Source organism: Pseudoalteromonas luteoviolacea NCIMB 1944 (genome assembly GCF_001625565.1).
Classification (GTDB): Bacteria; Pseudomonadota; Gammaproteobacteria; order Enterobacterales; family Alteromonadaceae; genus Pseudoalteromonas; species Pseudoalteromonas luteoviolacea_F.
The window spans coordinates 18,075-37,001 of the sequence record NZ_AUXS01000053.1 but is presented as its reverse complement, the minus strand read 5'-3'; the positions used below and the strand labels follow the sequence as shown (position 1 = coordinate 37,001).

17 protein-coding genes and 1 tRNA gene are annotated in these 18,927 nt (G+C 42.3%); 9 read left to right on the top strand and 9 right to left on the bottom strand.

Annotated features, from left to right (window positions below):
• Positions 1-10: 10 nt before the first annotated feature.
• On the bottom strand, positions 11-2,218 hold the full coding sequence (locus tag N483_RS19545; RefSeq protein WP_023397649.1) for a CapA family protein: 2,208 nt from the start codon (positions 2,216-2,218) through the stop codon (positions 11-13).
• A 240-nt stretch (positions 2,219-2,458) separates the two neighbouring features.
• Here N483_RS19545 and tyrR point away from each other — a divergent pair, with 240 nt between their 5' ends.
• Entirely contained in the window at positions 2,459-4,015 is a 1,557-nt protein-coding gene (gene tyrR / locus N483_RS19540; RefSeq protein ID WP_023397650.1) for a transcriptional regulator TyrR, read from the top strand.
• A gap of 15 nt (positions 4,016-4,030) precedes the next feature.
• On the opposite strand, the gene N483_RS19535 is transcribed toward tyrR, so the two are convergent.
• Entirely contained in the window at positions 4,031-4,525 is a 495-nt protein-coding gene (locus N483_RS19535; RefSeq protein WP_023397651.1) for a hypothetical protein, read from the bottom strand.
• 165 nt (positions 4,526-4,690) lie between these two features.
• Between N483_RS19535 and N483_RS19530 the strand changes: the two genes are divergently transcribed.
• The gene (locus N483_RS19530) at positions 4,691-5,230 is read left to right on the top strand and encodes a thioesterase family protein (protein WP_023397652.1); all 540 of its coding nucleotides are present in this window, start codon (positions 4,691-4,693) and stop codon (positions 5,228-5,230) included.
• 35 nt (positions 5,231-5,265) lie between these two features.
• On the opposite strand, the gene N483_RS19525 is transcribed toward N483_RS19530, so the two are convergent.
• Complete coding sequence (locus tag N483_RS19525; RefSeq protein ID WP_023397653.1) at positions 5,266-5,916, bottom strand: OmpW/AlkL family protein; 651 nt, start codon at positions 5,914-5,916, stop codon at positions 5,266-5,268.
• Between the two features lie 299 nt (positions 5,917-6,215).
• Here N483_RS19525 and dapE point away from each other — a divergent pair, with 299 nt between their 5' ends.
• Positions 6,216-7,421 (top strand): succinyl-diaminopimelate desuccinylase, encoded by a 1,206-nt coding sequence (dapE, locus tag N483_RS19520; protein ID WP_052027332.1) that lies wholly within the window; start codon positions 6,216-6,218, stop codon positions 7,419-7,421.
• On the opposite strand, the gene N483_RS19515 is transcribed toward dapE, so the two are convergent.
• The 3 genes from N483_RS19515 to N483_RS19505 are packed head-to-tail and all read right to left on the bottom strand — an operon-like array spanning position 7,401 to position 10,158.
• On the bottom strand, positions 7,401-7,958 hold the full coding sequence (locus N483_RS19515; protein WP_023397655.1) for a hypothetical protein: 558 nt from the start codon (positions 7,956-7,958) through the stop codon (positions 7,401-7,403). The two genes, dapE and N483_RS19515, sit on opposite strands and share 21 nt — an antisense overlap.
• A complete protein-coding gene (locus N483_RS19510) occupies positions 7,955-9,148 on the bottom strand; it encodes a hypothetical protein (protein WP_023397656.1) in 1,194 nt (397 codons plus the stop codon). The genes N483_RS19515 and N483_RS19510 overlap by 4 nt, the downstream gene beginning before the upstream one ends.
• Positions 9,148-10,158 (bottom strand): hypothetical protein, encoded by a 1,011-nt coding sequence (locus tag N483_RS19505; RefSeq protein WP_023397657.1) that lies wholly within the window; start codon positions 10,156-10,158, stop codon positions 9,148-9,150. Before N483_RS19505 ends, N483_RS19510 begins: the two co-directional genes overlap by 1 nt.
• Positions 10,159-10,340: 182 nt before the next feature.
• Between N483_RS19505 and N483_RS19500 the strand changes: the two genes are divergently transcribed.
• Positions 10,341-11,162: a MipA/OmpV family protein gene (locus N483_RS19500; protein WP_023397658.1), complete on the top strand. Its 822-nt coding sequence runs from the start codon at positions 10,341-10,343 to the stop codon at positions 11,160-11,162.
• On the top strand, positions 11,152-11,544 hold the full coding sequence (locus N483_RS19495) for a DUF3019 domain-containing protein (protein WP_023397659.1): 393 nt from the start codon (positions 11,152-11,154) through the stop codon (positions 11,542-11,544). The genes N483_RS19500 and N483_RS19495 overlap by 11 nt, the downstream gene beginning before the upstream one ends.
• A gap of 47 nt (positions 11,545-11,591) precedes the next feature.
• Here N483_RS19495 and N483_RS19490 read toward each other — a convergent pair whose 3' ends face one another.
• The 3 genes from N483_RS19490 to N483_RS19480 all read right to left on the bottom strand — a co-directional run bounded on the left by N483_RS19490 (position 11,592) and on the right by N483_RS19480 (position 13,671).
• Complete coding sequence (locus N483_RS19490; protein WP_023397660.1) at positions 11,592-12,098, bottom strand: hypothetical protein; 507 nt, start codon at positions 12,096-12,098, stop codon at positions 11,592-11,594.
• 67 nt (positions 12,099-12,165) lie between these two features.
• Positions 12,166-12,639, bottom strand: coding sequence for a globin (locus N483_RS19485; RefSeq protein WP_023397661.1), 474 nt, complete (start codon positions 12,637-12,639; stop codon positions 12,166-12,168).
• Between the two features lie 246 nt (positions 12,640-12,885).
• The gene (locus N483_RS19480; RefSeq protein ID WP_023397662.1) at positions 12,886-13,671 is read right to left on the bottom strand and encodes a delta-class carbonic anhydrase; all 786 of its coding nucleotides are present in this window, start codon (positions 13,669-13,671) and stop codon (positions 12,886-12,888) included.
• Between the two features lie 204 nt (positions 13,672-13,875).
• Here N483_RS19480 and N483_RS19475 point away from each other — a divergent pair.
• From N483_RS19475 to infB, 4 genes are all read left to right on the top strand, one after another.
• A tRNA-Met gene (locus N483_RS19475) sits at positions 13,876-13,952 on the top strand.
• 262 nt (positions 13,953-14,214) lie between these two features.
• A complete protein-coding gene (gene rimP / locus N483_RS19470; protein ID WP_023397663.1) occupies positions 14,215-14,670 on the top strand; it encodes a ribosome maturation factor RimP in 456 nt (151 codons plus the stop codon).
• A gap of 39 nt (positions 14,671-14,709) precedes the next feature.
• Entirely contained in the window at positions 14,710-16,209 is a 1,500-nt protein-coding gene (nusA, locus tag N483_RS19465) for a transcription termination factor NusA (RefSeq protein ID WP_023397664.1), read from the top strand.
• A 26-nt stretch (positions 16,210-16,235) separates the two neighbouring features.
• Positions 16,236-18,917 (top strand): translation initiation factor IF-2, encoded by a 2,682-nt coding sequence (gene infB / locus N483_RS19460; RefSeq protein ID WP_023397665.1) that lies wholly within the window; start codon positions 16,236-16,238, stop codon positions 18,915-18,917.
• Positions 18,918-18,927: the final 10 nt, after the last annotated feature.

The following is an 18,927-nucleotide window of genomic DNA, read 5'->3' as shown; positions in this document are numbered from 1 at the left end:
ATTGAGCAACCTAGTCAAGTGTCGAAAATTCGAGAGATAACGTGACTTCTTGTTGCGTTGATACTCGTAAAAAGTCTAGGCCATGTATCTCATTGGCCTGCCAGATATTATTATCTAAAAGGAGATCTTTTTGCCATGAGATAAGAGCTAGGTCGTCTAAAATGAGGGTGGCTTCTCCGTTTTGTGGTGGTGTGTGCAAAAACGCAAGTTTTACGGCGCGTGCTGGGAGCTGTTCGGGTCCTAAAGTATTGTTGTCGCTCGGTAAGGAAAAGCTGTGTTCAAACATTTGCCAGTTGTATTCTCCCGGCTCCGATATGCGAATTGTTTGCTCAGAGAATAATAAATTGTCTTCTGAGGTGGTAATAGACAACTCAGCATCAAGCGCGCCTGCATTGAGCCCTTTGTTGTAACCTATCAAAGTCATGTCATGATAGGCTTCAATGGTTGTCTCACTTGGGGTAATAGGCATAGTTCTAATGGTGTGCTTAAACGGCATACGTAAAGGGCGGTTGTCAAATTGCGTTCGTACCATACACATGCCTTGTTTACCATTACGTGCTCCAGTTAGACACGGGGTAATATTCTCACTGTCATTTTCCCAGCGTGATACTTCACCAAATGTGTCATCATTATCCCAGTCCTCAAAGTCTCCAAATAACATCAAATCTCTACCTAGTTTTAGTGTTACGGACCCTGAAGAGGATACCTTAGTTAAAAAGGCCTTACTCGGTACAAATTCTCTTAAATCAACGGTATGCAGTCCAGGTTCAAGGGTGATTTGAGCTGTTTCAGATGGCTTTGGTGCAACACTGTTGTAGAAGTCGATATCAGCGTAGCCTTGTCGGGGGACGACAGATACACCACCTTGTGAGAATTCACCCAACCTCCTCATTAAATAATCACTTAAAAAACCCGTGACTAACTTGGGCTGGTAGTCTTCGAGATAGATAGCGTAAGCCCGAGCTCTGGTGGTCTTTGGCTGAGCCTGAGGGGATACCTCTAACGTGACGGCGACACCAAGTAAGGTTTCAATACGGTTTTGTTCAAAAACAAAATTACCAAGACCAAGTAATACAGGCGTGTTATTAAGTAAACTAAAACCCTGTGCTACGTGGGGGTGATGAGCAATCAAGAGGTCTGGCTGAACTTCGCTAAGTAAATTGAATCGGTTAGTGATGTATCGTGTGGGTGCATAGGAGTACTCGTCGCCACCATGTAGTTGTGCAATAGCAAAATCACTTTTTTCAATGGCTTGCTCGACAGCTGCAACGGCTTGACTGCTGTCAGTGAGATCTGCAGCCCCCCCTTTTTGTACTTCAGCAACATAATTAATTGGATTGTCATCGCCTGTGATTGAAGTGGCAGAAACGAGCCCCAAAGACATGCCTTTAACGGATGTGATGAGTGGTGCAAATGCCTCGGTGCTGTTATTTCCTACACCGCTAAATAGCAAACCAGCTTGTGAAACGTATTCTACGGTATCTTCAAGACCTGATTGCAAATAATCATAGACGTGGTTATTACCCAGTGCGACATAATCTACACCGATTTCAGTTAACCCCTGAAGTGTTTCCGGTAAGGAGAAAAATGCAAATTCTTTGGTTGGGTGCACGCTTATAGGGGTGCTCAATATTGGGGTTTCTAAATTAACAGATGAAAAGTCAGCTTGCTCAACTAATGGCTTAATATACTTTGTAATTGCTACTGCGTCTTGGGCGGCTGTTTGCGCCCTAATTAGTGCCCCTTCGACGTCTGGAAGGGAGTTTCCCATGGTGACTAAGGATGGATCCATATATCGTCTACCAAACATGGTATCACCCGCAAAAAACAATGTTATGGCATCTGTAGGTTTAGTTTTTAGTTGTAATGTGAGCTGTTGATCTGACGATAAAAGCTGCTGAGTGATTAGTAACGGTTCGAAACCTGCCTTAGTAACTGCGATACTGTAGTTACCCGGTTTAAATGAAGGCAGAGAAACCTGACCATTATCGTCACTCAGATAGGACACACCTGCAACTACAATTGATGCGCTATTCACAGCAGTTCCGTTGGTGTCTGCAATCGTGATTTGCCATTGCGCAGTTTGGCTTTCTTGTTTGTCTTGTTCTTCTTGCTCAGCCTGCTGTGATTCGGTTGGCCCAGTTTCGTATGGGTCTTCAACAGAACATGCACTAATGAAAATGGTTGTTAGAACTAAGGCTATTATTTTTGCTTTCATCGCTTCTCCCACCATTTAATTTAACATTGTTTAGTTATTTAGTATTATAAAATGTAAGGCAAACGGCATGCAATCATTTATCATCAATTAAATGCTATGTTTATCATGTAGTTATTATAGGTCATTATTATTAATTCTGATCAGGAAAATATCTGTCCAAAAATGTTTACAATTTGCTAGGCTGATGACTATTCTTAGAGTATGATCCGCTCAGAGGTAAAAAACCGTTTTGAGGAACAGATGCGTTTAGAGATTCATTGCGCCGACCGTATTGGTATTGCACAAGAAATACTCAATATATTGGTGAACTATCGAGTAGATTTAAAGGGGATTGAAGTCGACTCGGTAAATTGCCGTATGTATGTTAGCTTTCCACCCATTGAATTTGAGCAATTTCAGAAAATCATGCCTGAAATTAGATTGATCGATGGCGTTGAAGATGTGCGAACAACGGCCTTTTTGCCGTCTGAGCGTGAGCATAATGAGCTAAATACGCTACTGAGTGCATTGCCTGATGGTGTTATTTCAATCGATGCTAAAGGTGGAGTTAGGCATTGTAATGACGCAGCTTGTAGAGATTTAAACTTATCACTCGATGAAGTGATTGGCAGCAGTATTAATGTGCTATTGAAAGGGTTTAATTTTACAAGGTGGTTGGAAGGCAATGAAGTGCTTGGTCAAACGACCCGTGTTGAAGTTGCCGGTGAAGATTACATCGCCGATATCTTACCTATTTCTGTTCCCCAAGGCACGGAGAGCGATGTACTCGCTGGTGCCGTGATCAATATAAAATCTCAAAGTCGTTTAGGTCAACAAGTCAGTGCTTTTAGACGATATGGGCAAGAAAGCTTCGCGACTATTCACAACCAAAGCACAGCGATGAGACGAGTGGTGCGAGAAGCGAGAAAGATGGCCCAGTTGGAAGCGCCTATTTTGATTACTGGCGAAACGGGTACAGGTAAAGAGCTGCTTGCAAGGGCTTGCCACTATGCCTCAAACCGTTCGTTAAAGCCGTTTATTGCGTTATCTTGTGCGTCATTGCCAGATGATGTTGCAGAGTCTGAACTATTTGGTTTTGCCAGTTTTGACGATCAAGTTCCCTCAAAACGTGGTGTGTTAGAGCAGGCTGATGGCGGCACTGTATTTCTCGACGAAGTTGGAGAGATGTCTGAGCAATTACAAACTAAATTGCTTCGCTTTTTACAAGACGGCACGTTTAGAAAGGTTGGTGATGAAAATGAAGTTAAAGTGAATGTTCGGATCATTGCTGCAACTCAGAAAGATTTACCGGCTATGGTGCAAGAAGGCGGCTTTAGAGAAGATCTCTATTATCGAATCAACGTATTGACGCTAGAGATTGCGCCATTAAGAGACCGTAAAGCGGACGTTAAGCCTTTGGCTGAGCACTTTATTCAAAAATATGCGCAGCAAAATGGTCAAGCAGTGCCTTCTTTACACCCAGAGTGCTTAGAATTTTTAGAGCAGTACCCTTGGCCGGGTAATGTTCGTCAACTCGAAAATGCCATTTATCGTGCCGTATCTTTATTGGATGACAAAGAGTTACGCATTGAAAATATGCAACTGCCGACATTTACACACGACTTAGGTTATTTAGAGTCAGATTTTGAAGGGACGTTAGAGCAGGCGGTGAAACGTTTTGAAGCAACTTTACTGAGAAAGTTGTATCCTGCTTACCCAAGTTCTAGGCAGTTAGCCAAAAGGTTAGGACTTAGCCACACAGCAGTTGCTAACAAACTGCGAGAGTATGGCATTAATCGAAAAACTGTGAAGGTATAAACTGTATGTGGGTACTTACTTTTTAGTACCCATATTTCTAGTCACGCCGTCCAACCTGACATATTTAACACCGGATTCCTCAAAATACACATCGATGCTCACATTGTTTCTACTTAAAAAGTAATCCACTTTATTGAGTGTCAAAATGTAGTTCCCCTTTACTGGGGAGTTGAAAGATCTCTTAGCCAACTTGAGTGTATTATCCCCGATTTTCCATTCAAATGACTCGATGTAACCCGCATTGAATTCTTGTATCCACACTCTTGTTTCATCTTTACTGAGAGTGAGTGCAATCGAATAGGACTCAGGTAGTTGAGACATTGAATAGGCTTTTTTCCCGATGCGAAACTTTTTATTCGTTGCTTGCCACCCGAAACCAAAATCAAAGTTTTTTGATATGCCAGTTGGGTATGTGACTACGCCTTTTCCAGTCAAATCAAAGTTAGCCAAAACACTGCTGCTAAAGCTAAACGTAGTTAAAAAAAGACCAAGTTTGAATATATTATTCATAAATAAATACTTATCTTAAAGATAATTAAAACTTAATTCAGTTTGTTAAATATAGCAAATTGCTATGAATTTAACATATTGTCGAAAATATCACTGAACATGCTTGTTGCTAATAAGTGCTATGATACACTGGCGCTACAAATTACTGGTTAGACCAATTGAAGCATGAATTTATATTTTCGGTTACTCCTATTGTTTTGGAAAATTAGACAAAACAAAAGCCACGAAGGCATGTTAGAACCTACAACAATTGATTTTAGGGCTTTACCAAGTGACTGTGACATCAATTTACACCTTACTAATTCGCGATATTTAGCGATGATGGATCTTGCTCGAACATGGATGACAGAGCGATTAGGTTTGCTGGGAAAACTGCTAAAAAGGAAGTGGTTTCCAATTGTGAATGCCACTGCAATAACCTATATCCGAGATATAAAGCCGTTGCAAAAATTTTCAGTAACGACACAAGTTGTTGGCTGGGATCACAAATACTTTTATATAGAACAAAAGTTTCACTCAGAAAGAGGGCTGCATGCTATCGCATACGTACGGGGTGTATTTAAGAGTAAAAAAGGCATCGTTTCTGTTGAGGATTTACTTGAAGTCGCTGAATTCAATGGAGAGCAGCCTGAGCTTCCCAACGAAATAGTGCATTGGAAAGAGATGTTAGAGCAAAAAAAAGTGAACAATAAAAAGGCCACTTAAGTGGCCCAAGATTGAGAATTTATACCTGTTCACAATTAAAATTTGTACTTTGCGCCAATCATTGCGACAAATGGGTCGATTTCGACATCTGATGTTAACGCTTGTTTGCCGTCAGCATAGACAGTAGCATCTGTGTCTATGTCCATTTTCGATACCATGACATGTAAGCCCCATTTTTCATTGATTTCGTAGTTTAAACCAAGCTGTAATGCCAATCCGAAAGAGCTGTCTAAGTCTACTTTTACATTGTCAGTACCAAGTGTCTGTTTTAATGCTGCTGTTGGTTCTTCATCAAAAAAGACAGTGTAGTTTAAACCTGCGCCAATGAACGGGCGCAGTTTCGCGCTGCTGTCAAAAAAGTGATACTGGGCTAGCAGGGTGGGTGGCAATTGTTTAATTTTTGCGATGTCATTCCCAGCTAAGCCGCCAGCACCTTCAACAGTGTGAGAAAATGGCGTAGCAGCAACTAACTCAAATACAATATTGTCGTTATAGTGATAGTCGAAAGTAATACCTAACTGAGTATCTGAATCCGCTGCAAGTCCAAGCGCTCTGTTTTCATTGATAGCCGATGCTGAGTCAATAGGGTTAACATGAATAGCACCAACGTTGACGCTAAACTGAGCGTGAGCTAAAGGTGCTGTTACTAATAAAGTTGAAATCAAAGCAGCTGTTAGTTTATTCATTTTCATCTCCTGAACCTATACAAGGTGGCTCTTGTTTAATGGCTTCATAGTAAGGGCTTTGGAGGAAAAAAAGCTGTTCTAGATCAAGTTTGACTTTTCATATTTCAGAAGGTTTTGAAAGTTTGATTTGGATTAAGTTTTCTAGCTGAATTACCTTGAAAATTAGCAATAAAGTATCGCCCAATAGGCTATGAGTCCCTATTTTTCTCTGTTTTTAGTAATAAATATGCAATTAACTCGACATAATCTGGACACTTTGAGCACGTTTAATGGAGCAAACAGTCGATTGGTTATTCAATATGCCTCAAGTTCTTCAAGACAGTCAGCAAGCTCATTTTCCCGTTGTAGATATATTGCAACAATTGATCCGAGCTCGATCAGTAACCCCAAACGATGCAGGAACCTTGGCTTACCTTTCACAACAATTGTCAAAGCTGGAGTTTGAGGTCGTTGTTATTGAATCCAACGGCGTTAAAAACTTGATTGCGCATAGACGTTTTGGAGAGGGCCCTACATTAGCGTATTCGGGCCATGTTGATGTTGTCCCAGCGACTACTGATGGTTGGATTGTCGACCCGTTTTCCGGGGAAATTGTCGACGGTATCGTATATGGTCGCGGTGCGGCCGATATGAAAGGCTCGATTGCCGCGATGCTCAATGCGACGAGGTCTTTATGTGAGTCTGAACTAAATTTCAGTGGCACATTGTATTGGCTGATCACATCTGACGAAGAAGGTGAAGCGACGGATGGCTCAGCGTTAATCGCGGAGTATTTAAGACGCCAAGGTGTTGCACTGGATGCCTGCTTGGTTGGTGAACCTACATCTCATAAGCTGGTGGGGGATACCATTAAAAATGGCCGGCGCGGCGCTATTTCTGGCAGATTTATCGTGAAAGGGAAGGCTGGACATGTGGCTTACCCCGAATTAGCCAAAAATGCAGCGCATATTGCGGGAGAATTGGTGACGAAATTAGCCCAATTGAATTGGCCAAAGGATGTGGCTGGGTCAAAAACGACACTGCAAGTAACTGGACTTACCGTACCAAATATTGTTGATAATCTCGTTCCTGCAAGTTGTGAAATTACATTCAATGTTCGTTATAGTCATAGTTATAAAAGCGATGAAATATGCCAAAGGTTGGCAGCAGTAAGCGACACTGTAAACGCGGAAGTAAGTGTTGCTTGGGAACGTCCATGTGAGTCATATTATACGGGTAAACAAGCGCACAATTGTTTTTTGTCTTTGATTGAAACTGTTATCTCTGAAGAGCTGGGTAACTATCCGACATTGAGTACTGCTGGTGGTACATCTGATGGCCGTTTTTTTGCCAATGAAAATACTCAGGTAGTTGAGTGTGGCGTCAAGAATGAATCAATCCATCAAGTGAATGAGCACGTGCCTATCACAGATCTTGTGACGATTGAACGGATCTATGAGCGAATATTGACAGCATACCTATCACAAAAGCAAAGTGATGGCGAGTTAGTTGTCGACTCTAACTGAATCTAACTCCTTGATTAGTTGAGCCTTCATTGTTTTAAGAGCGGCTATTTTATCTCTGGCTTCTTGTAGCTGCTCGCTAGGTAGATTTGCTTGGATCCCTCGCTCAAGCAAGTTATTAATTCTTGCAACTTTTTTATCTACAGCTGCGATAAACTCATGTTTTAGCTCATGCTCCTTTGCCAATAAATACGCGTTGTAACTTTGATGATCGTCTAAGTCACCACTGTAGGAGGTATTGCTCTGTGGTGGTGATTGAACAATGGGGGGGATATATACGTCACCTTCGGTAATGTCAGATATGGCAGGCCCTCTGGGTGAGCTACTCAAAGGTGAGTCTTTACTACTTAGGTGAATTAGGGAGAGGTCTGTTTCGTTAACCATTGGTGTTTTAGTTTGGGCTGAGTGAGCAGCCGGTAAGGCCTTCGTTGAAGGGGGGCTTGCAATGATGGTAACTTGAAGCGCTGATATCAGCGCCCAAGTTCCGATAAGGATTACGAACAGTAAAAGGCCGCATAAGATCAATTGTATCTGTTTCATGTTTTAGTCTTTTCTGAGTGTAACCACTGATAAAAAAGGTGTGTATATGCGGTTTTGGCTTTGTGCTGAGTGATATGTTGCAATGCGCGGTAGCGGACCGTTTCACTGTCTTTTACATGATACGCGAAGCTTGGTTTCGTGGTATATATCAATGCCCATTTACCCTGAGGTGTGCGGATAGGTCTGGACAATTCATCTACCTGATTATTAAATGCCACTTGTGCCAACCACTTTTTCGGGTGGTGGCGACTGATCTGCACAAGATGCTGAACGTTTTTGGATGTACTAAAGTGGTTGCGTAGGCCACTATTTAACAATATCTGCCGAGTGTTGTTTCGACTTGCATTGCTGTATGTCGCCATTGCGTCTTGTTGATTCTCAAAAATTGCTGCGAATGCAGAAATATGCTGTAAGTATTTAAACTCTTTTTTATGAGTGATATAAAATTGAGCTATTTCGTGATCAGAAACATCTGATCTGATATTGTCAACGTAATCGCTTCGCTCGCCGTGCAGTTGAGATTTAACGCCTAAATAAGCTTGGATCGACGGCCTCAGCAACTCACCAAGTGCGAGCAGGTTAAGTCGAGTGAGAGACAATTTTTGCTCAGCGAGCAGAGGTGCAGCCTTATTCTTCAATTGATGAAAGCTGATAAGATCTTCAACGTCTTTGCTTAGCAGCCCAATATCCCCTTCATGCAATGAAAATCTACCTTGCATAGATTGACTTGCCAATATGTCATCAAGGGTGATTTTTGGTTGTTTACTCATTGATATCTGACGCCACTTTTGTCTTTGCTGTTCAGTATATTGTCCATTATTAGGGTATGGGCCCAATAGTGATTTTAGTTCTTCAGCTGACAATGATATTTGAAGTGCTTTTCGTTTCGTATGTGTAAGCTGTGGAAATTTATGCAATAACATAGAGCTTATATATCTACGTACATGATATGCATTGTCAAAACCTACGGATGCATGCCTATCTAACAAAGATAAGTTTAGTTTACGTGCGTGTGATAGGAGAAACTGGTTTTCTAATAGCCTAGTCTTAAGGCTTGTTTTAGATATTTGCCTGTCTTGTGCTTGGTACAAGCTGTGCATTAATGCAAGCTCTGCTTCAGTAATGTGGTCGAGTGCTGAGAAGCAGGGTAAGCTAACAAAGCTTACCCATAAAAAGATAGCAAAACGCATTAACGTGCCACCATCGCATGATTAAGTAGGTGGACTACCATCGCGATTGAATGGGGGATCACCATTTTGGCAGTATTTAACCTGTCATAATGATCTTTGGAATTGAGCACTATGCCACCTTGCGCGTATGAAAAAGCGCCGCCTTCGGTCAGTAGTGGACGAATATCGGTATCTTTTGCATTTAATGCTGTGAAACTTTGCATTGCTTGCTTAACTAATGCCATATCGTTCAGGTTTTCTTGGTCGTAATAATCTTTTACCCATGACTCCCAATCTGAATGGTTGAGATCTGAGGTAGTCCATGTATGGTGAGGCTGTAGTAGATCCGTTGTGTGGAAAACAAAACCTAAAATTTGCGGGTTGCCAGTTTTTAGATAGCTCTGATACCAATATTGCCCAAGATTATCGATTGGCTGAAAAGGCATTTCTTCAAAGTCGTCATACATGTTGTAATGTGAGTGTCCGTCGATACGGTAATTTTTTTCAGTGATCCCGTAGCTGTTGTATTCGCTGTCGTCGGCACTGAACCACCCAGTTTCTCCACCTGGGCCGTCATCGAGGTAATCTCCCTTCAGCCAGGTTGCTGCCATATTATCGATGGCTCCCCAAACAGTGAGTTTATCGTAGTTGTAACCGCCAAAGTCATTACCATGTTGGTCAGCGCCTTGGGTGTGGTTTTGAAAGTGCCAGTAACTGGTGTATTTGACGATACTTTCTGCTACCCCCCAGATCGGAGCTTGGACACAGTCTCCTGTGATCGCGCCGCATAAAAACGTGTCTTCAAAGTCGTCGACGTCATAAGCAGCCTGTCCCATCAATTCGCCAAGTTGAGTAATACTCATCCCTTTTGATTGGGCGAATGATAGCAGCTTGCGATATTCTGTCGTTTGTGGATTTTGTGCCATATAATTAACAGCATCAATAACAATCCGTTTATGTGTTTCTTGGCTAAACCCATAAGCATTTCCGGCACTAGCCATAAGTAAAGAAACTAAAAGGAGTTTTTTCATTTTATTTCCGTATTGAATAATTACTCGATTGTGAGAGTGCGCATTTAAAAATGTGAAGATGACAATATGATTAAAAAAATGTTAATTGCTGGGTTTTAAATTGTTTTCTTGTTGTATGAGAAGTGCTCAGGTATGATCTGGTACTGAATTTAGGCACAAATGCTAAATAAAGATAATAAGTAATGAATAATATAATTTCTGTGTTCCTTGCACTTTGCATGGTGATTATGGGGAAAGCACATGCTGAGCCTTGGTATGATGAAGATGACTTTGAATGGCAATTGAGTTTAGGCGCATTCTATGTCAATACCAAGCTACCAAAGCTTATTGGCTCCAAGCATGAATTCTCTTCTCTTGCACCGTTAATCGATGCCAAGCTTCAATATAAAAAGTTTTACTTGAATACACATTCAGGCGATTTTTTTGGGGGTTCTGACCTTGGGTATCAATTGGTTCAGGAGGAAGAATGGGGGCTGGATGCCATATTTGGTAACTATCAGATCCCGTTTTCTGAAACTGGTTATTACTCTAATGAAGACGATGTTGTTGAAGAGTTAAGGGGCGTAAAATCACGTAAAGTCGATCAGTCTATTGGCCTTGCCTATTATCGAAATATTGGCAACTTTTTAGCTGTTGCGGAGTTGGTGTACGATGTACTTGGTGAATCCAATGGCTGGGTTTTTCATGTCGAGGCGACGCGTAACTTTGAGTTAAGAAACTGGGACTTGTGGCTGAATTTTGGTGCCAATTATTACTCTCAGAATTTCAACAACTATTTTTACGGTGTATCTCCTTCTGAAGTAAATGATTACCTGCATGGGTTTACGGCTGGAGACGGCGCAACAGTATTTGTCCAGACGCAAATTAACTACCCAATTGCACAAGATTGGGTATACAGCGCGGGCGCTTCAGTGTTAATAGGATCTGGCGGGGTAAAAAGTAGCCCCCTAGTTGACTCAAACTATGCACGGGTTTTCTTTACTGGAGTGAAGTATGTATTCTAGATTCACTTGGGTAATTTGGGCATCGCTGGCTACATTGACGACTGAGTCAATAGCCAACGACAAACGTAAAGGGATATTGCATGCTTCACCAACAAAATGTGTTGCGCTAAACCAAGGACGTACCTGTTATGCTGATGTTGTATTTGATATATCAGCGCCTGAAGCAGGGGATTATTGCCTTAGAGAGAGTGAATCTAAACGCATTTTACAGTGTTGGGCTAATACAGATAGTTTCAGTTATACGCTAAATTTTGGATCTGTTGAAAGTGTCAGTTATGAACTTATTGCTAAAGCTCAAAGAGACGTGCTGGCAGTAACCACCATTGAGGTCAATTGGGTTCATAAAGTGCGGACTAAAAAGCGTCGATGGCGTTTATTCTAGTTGGATGCAACAAGGTCATGCTTTAGATAAAGCATGACCTTAGTAAATTAATTACATTGCTCAATCAAGCCACGCAAATGTGTGCCAATGTCTTCGCTTTTGGTCTGACCTTGCTCTAGTAAAGTACTAAACTGAGTTTGTAGTTCAGCCAAATCGTATGTACTTAACAGTGTTTTCAAGTAGGTCACAGTTTCCGCGCCTGCTTTTAGCAATTCAGGGATACTTTCTAAGCTGATTTCTTGCTCAGTTAAACTCGCGATAGAATTTGCAAGCTCCGCCACGCTTGCACCATCTTGCAAGGCGCCTTCAACTTCCACAAGTGCGCCCATTGGATCGCCATCAAGTTTGCTGGCAACACAGCTGGCCATTGTTCCTGCTTGAGCGCTGTGCGCCATTGCTTCCAATCCATGTTCACGGATCTGCTCAATAACGGCTTGCAACTCTTGGTTTTCTGCTAAGTATTGCGCTTCAATTTGGGCTTTAGAGTCTTCAAATACATCACAGCCTGTGGTTAACAATGCACTCAAACCCAATAAAATAGCGATACGTTTCATAAACTCACCTAAATTAACCTAAATTAGGGTCAGTCTACTGATTCCAAGTTTGATTGTCACCTTCACATCAAGAATGACTAATTTGTCTTTTTTGCCGAACTTGATCTAAGTAAACAATATTTGACATGCCAAATAGTTCCGATTTGAGTACGTTGGCGATAATATGCAGTGCTCGCTTCCAAGCATTTCTCACTGCAAGTGTAAATTGTTTGCCTAAATGGACCTTTAACGTGTCTAAAAAGCAATTGCACAAAATTCTAATGTCACAGGCCGATGGGTGAAGGGACTTAATGGTGGCAATATTGCCGACAATGTAACTACAGAGCTCCTTTTGATTCGCCATACGGATAAGACTTTGCTGAATAAATGCCCTAAGCTGATATTCAATGGCTAAAATTTGTGACTCAGCACTAGGAATGACCATTGACATTGGATGCATTTTTAAGCGGTGGTTAAAGCTCACGCAAAAACAGTGAAAATTTGGTTTGATAGTCGCAAATGACTGACTTAAAAGCTGATATTGATAAGGTGAAATACTCATAATCGCTCCAATTACGATTAGAGCGGATCCGTGCTCAAGTTTTTAATCAACTCTGTTTCGCTATCACTCAAACTGATACAGCAAACAAAACAAAATAAACTTGGGTGACTACCTATGATGCGTGTTTTGTGTTGTACGAAAAAACCGCATTTGATTTGAGTATAGCCAGTAGACTTTTATGATTGCAAACTTATTTATCAATAATGCAGAAATACAAATATTGTAGTTCTGCATATCATCTAATGCTTATTTGATAGTTGATAGTAACTTAGGATCGGTTACCAGCTGTCTGACACCGTGTGCATGATCTTCTTCAAAGACGTTGTCTTCACACCACTCGGCGAGACTATTGATGTCGATTTTGGCACAAGCTGGACGAACACTCCAAGTAACTTGTAAAGGAGAGCATTGTTTATCGTTGTAACTTGGTCCCGTTGTAGACCCTAAAAACTCAACAGGTTTACCGGTCGTATTTGGGATATGTTTAGGCTGATGATAACCATCAACAATATTACCGTCGTAGCTCAAGTCATTGAAGTCTAGTGCATCTTCATCATTTACAACTAGGAAAACTTGTGTTTCTACGCGTAAGTCAGGGTTTGCACATTGATCATTAAGGCAAGAGCCCAGTCCTTTACCTGGTTTGACATCACATGAACTGTGTACCCAATGTACTTCGATGGTATCTCCAGGTTTTACGTTTTTACAAACTTTTCCTTTTGGCGCTTTTAACTCTGCGGCTGTTAGGCTTGATGTAGCATTACACTGGTAACCACCATATTTACCGTCACCTGCAAATACAGAGAAGTCTTTTGCTTTGTGCTCTGCATTTTTGTGGAAATGAATATTACACAGGTTCATTTGTGAAGAAGGAGGCGCGAGGCTAAAGATGCGTTTGTTTTCCCCGTAAAGGTTGTCGATGTCCCGTGGTGTTTGTGGACCGGCGCTAGCGCATGTGTTTGCAGTTGCAATACCACTGAAAAACAAAGTTGATAACGCTGTCAAAGTTATCTGGAATGACCTTTTATTCATTTAATTGTCTCCGGATTGTAAGAAAAGTGAAGTATAGAGCAAACTAAAACGGGTACAAGTGATGTATGTTAATGATTGTTAAAGAAGTACTTAATCAATTCTGAAGATGTTTAGGTGTGTCTAATTTATCTAGTTAGTGGTTGCGTATTAATGGAACAATCTCTATAATACACGCCAATTGAGCAGCATATCGCTGCATGTGGACGCGGGATGGAGCAGCTTGGTAGCTCGTCGGGCTCATAACCCGAAGGTCGTCGGTTCAAATCCGGCTCCCGCAACCAATATTAAGAAATTTGATTATTTCTTATTAGGTCGCGCATTCATGGTAATGCGCGTTTTGCGTTTAAGCGCAAGCTTAATTTAGGCTGGTACAGCCCGCAACCAAGCACGGCCTTTGGCCACACAGTTTGTTTTTGGTGTGACGCCCCGCTTGGTTCGGGGCGTTGTTGTGTCTAGTGCTAGATAATAGCAATTTAGGCCCAAGAGCATGCAGCTGAATTGATGGGGCCATGAGCCCTTTTTTTGTTTGTATGGAGGTAATTTGTGTCAAAACTCGAGCAAGATTTAACCGTTATGCTAGAGCCTGCTGTTGAAGCGTGTGGTTTTGAGCTGCTCGGTTTAGAGTTTGTGCAAGCTGGTCGTCATTCTACACTGAGAGTGTACATCGAACATGAGAATGGTATTAATGTTGACGATTGTGCAGAAGTAAGTCGCCAAATTAGTGCGATTATGGATGTAGAAGATCCCATTACAAATGAATACAACTTAGAAGTGTCTTCACCGGGTGTGGATAGACCATTATTCAAACAAGCTCATTATGAGGACGCGCAAGGTGAAGAAGTGCGTTTGCGCACTAAACTTCCACAAGATGGTCGCCGCAACTTTAAAGGCGATCTAATAGCAGTTAAAGGCGACATGATCACGCTGACTGTCGACGGGCAAGAGCATCACATTATGCTAAGCAATGTCGAAAGAGCTAATATCATCGCCAAATTTTAAGATTAAGTGCGAAGGACCAGGGCAAGCGAGGCAAAACCTATGGCAAAAGAGATCTTGTTGGTTGCAGAAGCTGTATCCAATGAAAAAGCAGTCCCAAGAGAGAAAATTTTTGAGGCGTTAGAGTTCGCACTGGCGACTGCTACAAAGAAAAAACATGACGGTGAAATTGAAGTACGTGTTTCTATTGATAGAAAAACGGGTGAATATGATACATTCCGTCGTTGGCAAGTAGCTGAGCCATTAGAAGATGGCTCACTAGAGCATCCATACTCTGAAATCACCCTTGAAGCTGCTCAGGTCGAAGAGCCAGAGTTGCAACTAGGTGACTACGTTGAAGAGCAAATTGAATCAATTCAATTTGACCGAATTACTACCCAAATGGCTAAGCAAGTTATCGTGCAAAAAGTACGTGAAGCTGAGCGTGCATTAGTTGTTGATGCATACAAAGACCAAAAGGGTGAACTGGTAACCGGTGTTGTTAAAAAGGCATCGCGCGATACCGTTGTAATTGATTTAGGCAACAACGCTGAAGCGGTAATTTACCGTGAAGATATGCTACCTCGCGAAAGCTTCCGTCCTGGTGACCGCGTTCGTGGATTGCTATATGAAGTGAAGCCTGAAGCACGCGGCGCACAGTTGTTTGTAACTCGTTCTAAACCAGAGATGCTGATGGAGCTATTCCGCATTGAGGTGCCGGAAATCGGTGAAGAGATGATCGAGCTCAAAGGTGCAGCTCGTGATCCTGGTTCACGTGCCAAAATTGCGGTTAAATCAAATGACAAGCGTATTGACCCGGTAGGTGCATGTGTTGGTATGCGTGGTGCACGTGTACAAGCTGTTTCGACAGAATTAGGCGGCGAGCGTGTTGATATAGTATTATATGATGACAATCCAGCTCAGTTCGTTATTAATGCAATGGCACCTGCAGAAGTTGCGTCAATTGTGATGGATGAAGATTCACGCACGATGGAAATCGCGGTTGAAGCAGATAACCTAGCACAAGCGATTGGCCGTAATGGGCAGAACGTACGTTTAGCTAGCCAACTAACTGGTTGGGAACTAAACGTAATGACAGTTGAAGATATGGAGCGTAAAAACGCCGAAGAATCTGATAAACTTATTAGCCTATTTACAGACAACCTAGATATCGATGATGACTTTGCAGAGTTTTTGATTAACGAAGGTTTCTCAACTCTTGAAGAAGTCGCATACGTACCAGTTGCTGAATTCCTAGAAATTCAGGGACTAGACGAAGAAACTGTCGAAGAGTTACGTAAACGTGCAAAAGATGCATTGACGACTAAAGCACTTCGTGATGAAGAGTCTTTAGAAGGTGCTGAACCTGCTCAAGACTTACTAGACCTTGAAGGTCTTGATCGCCACTTAGCGTTTGTGATGGCGAGCAAAGGCGTAATCACCCTTGAAGATTTAGCAGAGCAAGGTATCGACGAATTAGTTGAGATCACTGAATTATCTGAACAGCAAGCGGGCGACTTTATTATGGCTGCACGCAACATTTGCTGGTTTAGTGAAGAGTAGTTTATTAACGGGAGGTAACGCATAACATGGCAGAAGTGAGCATAGAGAAACTAGCCGAGAACATTGGTACAACTGTTGATAAATTACTGCAGCAGTTAACAGATGCAGGGATCACCAAAGCCAAAGGCGATCAGGTAAGTGAATCTGAAAAAGCCAAGTTGCTAGACCATTTGAGTAAGCAGCATGGCGGTACAGGTTCAGATGGCCCTGAGCGTATGACTCTTCAGCGTAAAAGCAAGAGTACCTTAAGTGTTACTGGTTCTACTGGTAAAGCTAAATCGGTTCAGGTAGAAGTACGTAAAAAGCGCACTTACGTTAAAAAGAGCGCAATCGAGCAGCAAAAAGAGCAAGAACGCTTAGCTGCAGAGGAAGCTGCGCGCAAAGAAGCAGAATTGAAAGCTCAACAAGAAGCTGAGCAACAAGCGAAAGAAGAAGCTGAACGCAACGCCCAACAGGAGGCAGAGCGAAAAGCCAAAGAGGAAGCTGAGCGCAAAGCTAAAGAAGAAGCCAAACGTAAAGCAGAAGCAGAACGTCAAGCGAAAGAACAGCAGAGTAAAGAAGTGGATAGCGCCCAACAAGAGCAAGAGAAAATCGAAGCAGAACGTCTTCGTACCGAAGCAGAAGCAGCAGCTGTAAAAAAAGCTGAAGAAGAAGCAAATCGTCAAGCTGAAGAAGCTCGTCGTCTAGCAGAAGAGAATGAAGCACGTTGGAAAGCTGAAGAAGAAGAGCGCAAACGTCGCGAAGCTTCTGCAGATCACCATATGACTACTTCTACCTATGCACGTGAAGCAGAAGATGAGTCTGATGCACGTGAAGAGAAAAGTGCACGTCGTAAGAAAAAGAAAAAGCCACAAGCGAAAGGCGAAACTAACGCACAACAGTCACGTGGTAAAAAAGGCAAGCTTAAAGCGCCTACATCTCTTCAACATGGCTTCCAAAAGCCTGCGGCGGAAGTTAAGCAAGAAGTGCGCATTAGTGAAACAATTACAGTATCTGAGCTTGCATCACGCATGGCTGTGAAAGGTGCTGAAGTTGTTAAAACACTAATGAAGCTTGGTGAAATGGTAACAATCAACCAAGTTATTGACCAAGAAACTGCTCAGTATGTTGCAGAAGAAATGGGTCATAAAGTTGTTCTTGTTAAAGAGAACGAACTTGAAGAGAAAGTATTGAGTGACCGTAGCGACAACGAGAGCGTTGGTCCACGTGCACCAGTTGTTACTGTAATGGGTCACGTTGACCACGGTAAAACGTCAACGCTTGACTACATTCGTAAAGCGAAAGTAGCAGATGGTGAAGCCGGTGGTATTACGCAGCACATTGGTGCATACCACGTTGAAACTGATGGCAACATGATCACGTTCCTAGATACTCCAGGACACGCGGCGTTTACATCAATGCGTGCACGTGGTGCAAAAGCAACAGATATCGTTGTACTAGTTGTTGCTGCTGACGATGGCGTAATGCCACAGACGAAAGAAGCTGTACAGCACGCAAAAGCTGCTGAAGTACCGCTTATCATCGCTGTAAACAAAATGGATAAAGAGGGCATCGACCCTGATCGCGTTAAAAACGAGCTTGCTCAATTGGATGTTATTCCAGAAGAGTGGGGTGGTGACACGCAGTTTGTTCATATCTCAGCGAAAACTGGTCTAGGTATCGATGACCTTCTTGAAGCTATCTTGATGCAAGCTGAGCTATTAGAGCTGACAGCTCCTCAAGAAGGTATGGCACAAGGTGTTGTTATTGAATCTCGTCTTGATAAAGGCCGTGGTCCAGTTGCAACTGTACTTGTACAGGGCGGTACGCTTGAGCAAGGTAACATCGTTCTATGTGGTCTTGAGTACGGTCGTGTCCGTGCAATGAGAGACGAAAACGGTAAAGAAATTTCACAAGCTGGCCCATCAATTCCTGTAGAGATCCTAGGTCTTTCTGGTGTACCTGCGGCAGGTGATGAAGCAACAGTTGTTAAAGATGAGCGTAAAGCGCGTGAAGTTGCACTATACCGTCAAGGTAAGTTCCGTGAAGTGAAGCTTGCTCGTCAGCAGAAAGCGAAACTTGAGAACATGTTTACAAACATGACTGAAGGCGATATCTCTGAAGTTAATGTTGTTCTTAAAGCTGATGTACAAGGTTCAATTGAAGCAATCTCAGATTCACTTACTAAACTGTCGACTGACGAAGTTAAAGTGAAGATTGTAGGTAGTGGTGTAGGTGGTATCACTGAAACAGATGCAACACTTGCAGCAGCTTCAAATGCAATCATCGTTGGTTTCAACGTTCGTGCGGATGCGTCTGCGCGTAAAGTGATTGAAGCAGAAAACCTAGATCTACGTTACTACAGTGTTATCTATGACCTAATTGAAGAAGTGAAACAAGCAATGGCTGGTATGCTTGCGCCTGAGTTCAAACAAGAGATTATTGGTCTTGCTGAAGTACGTGACGTGTTCAAGTCGCCTAAGATCGGTGCAGTAGCAGGTTGTATGGTAACTGAAGGTATTGTGAAGCGCAGCGCGCCAATTCGTGTACTACGTGAAAACGTGGTTATTTACGAAGGTGAGCTTGAATCACTTCGTCGCTTTAAAGATGACGTTCAAGAAGTTCGTAACGGTATGGAATGTGGTATCGGTGTTAAGAACTACAATGACGTTAAAGTTGGCGATCAGATTGAGGTATTCGAAACTGTTGAAGTACAGCGTTCACTGTAATTCTAACAGG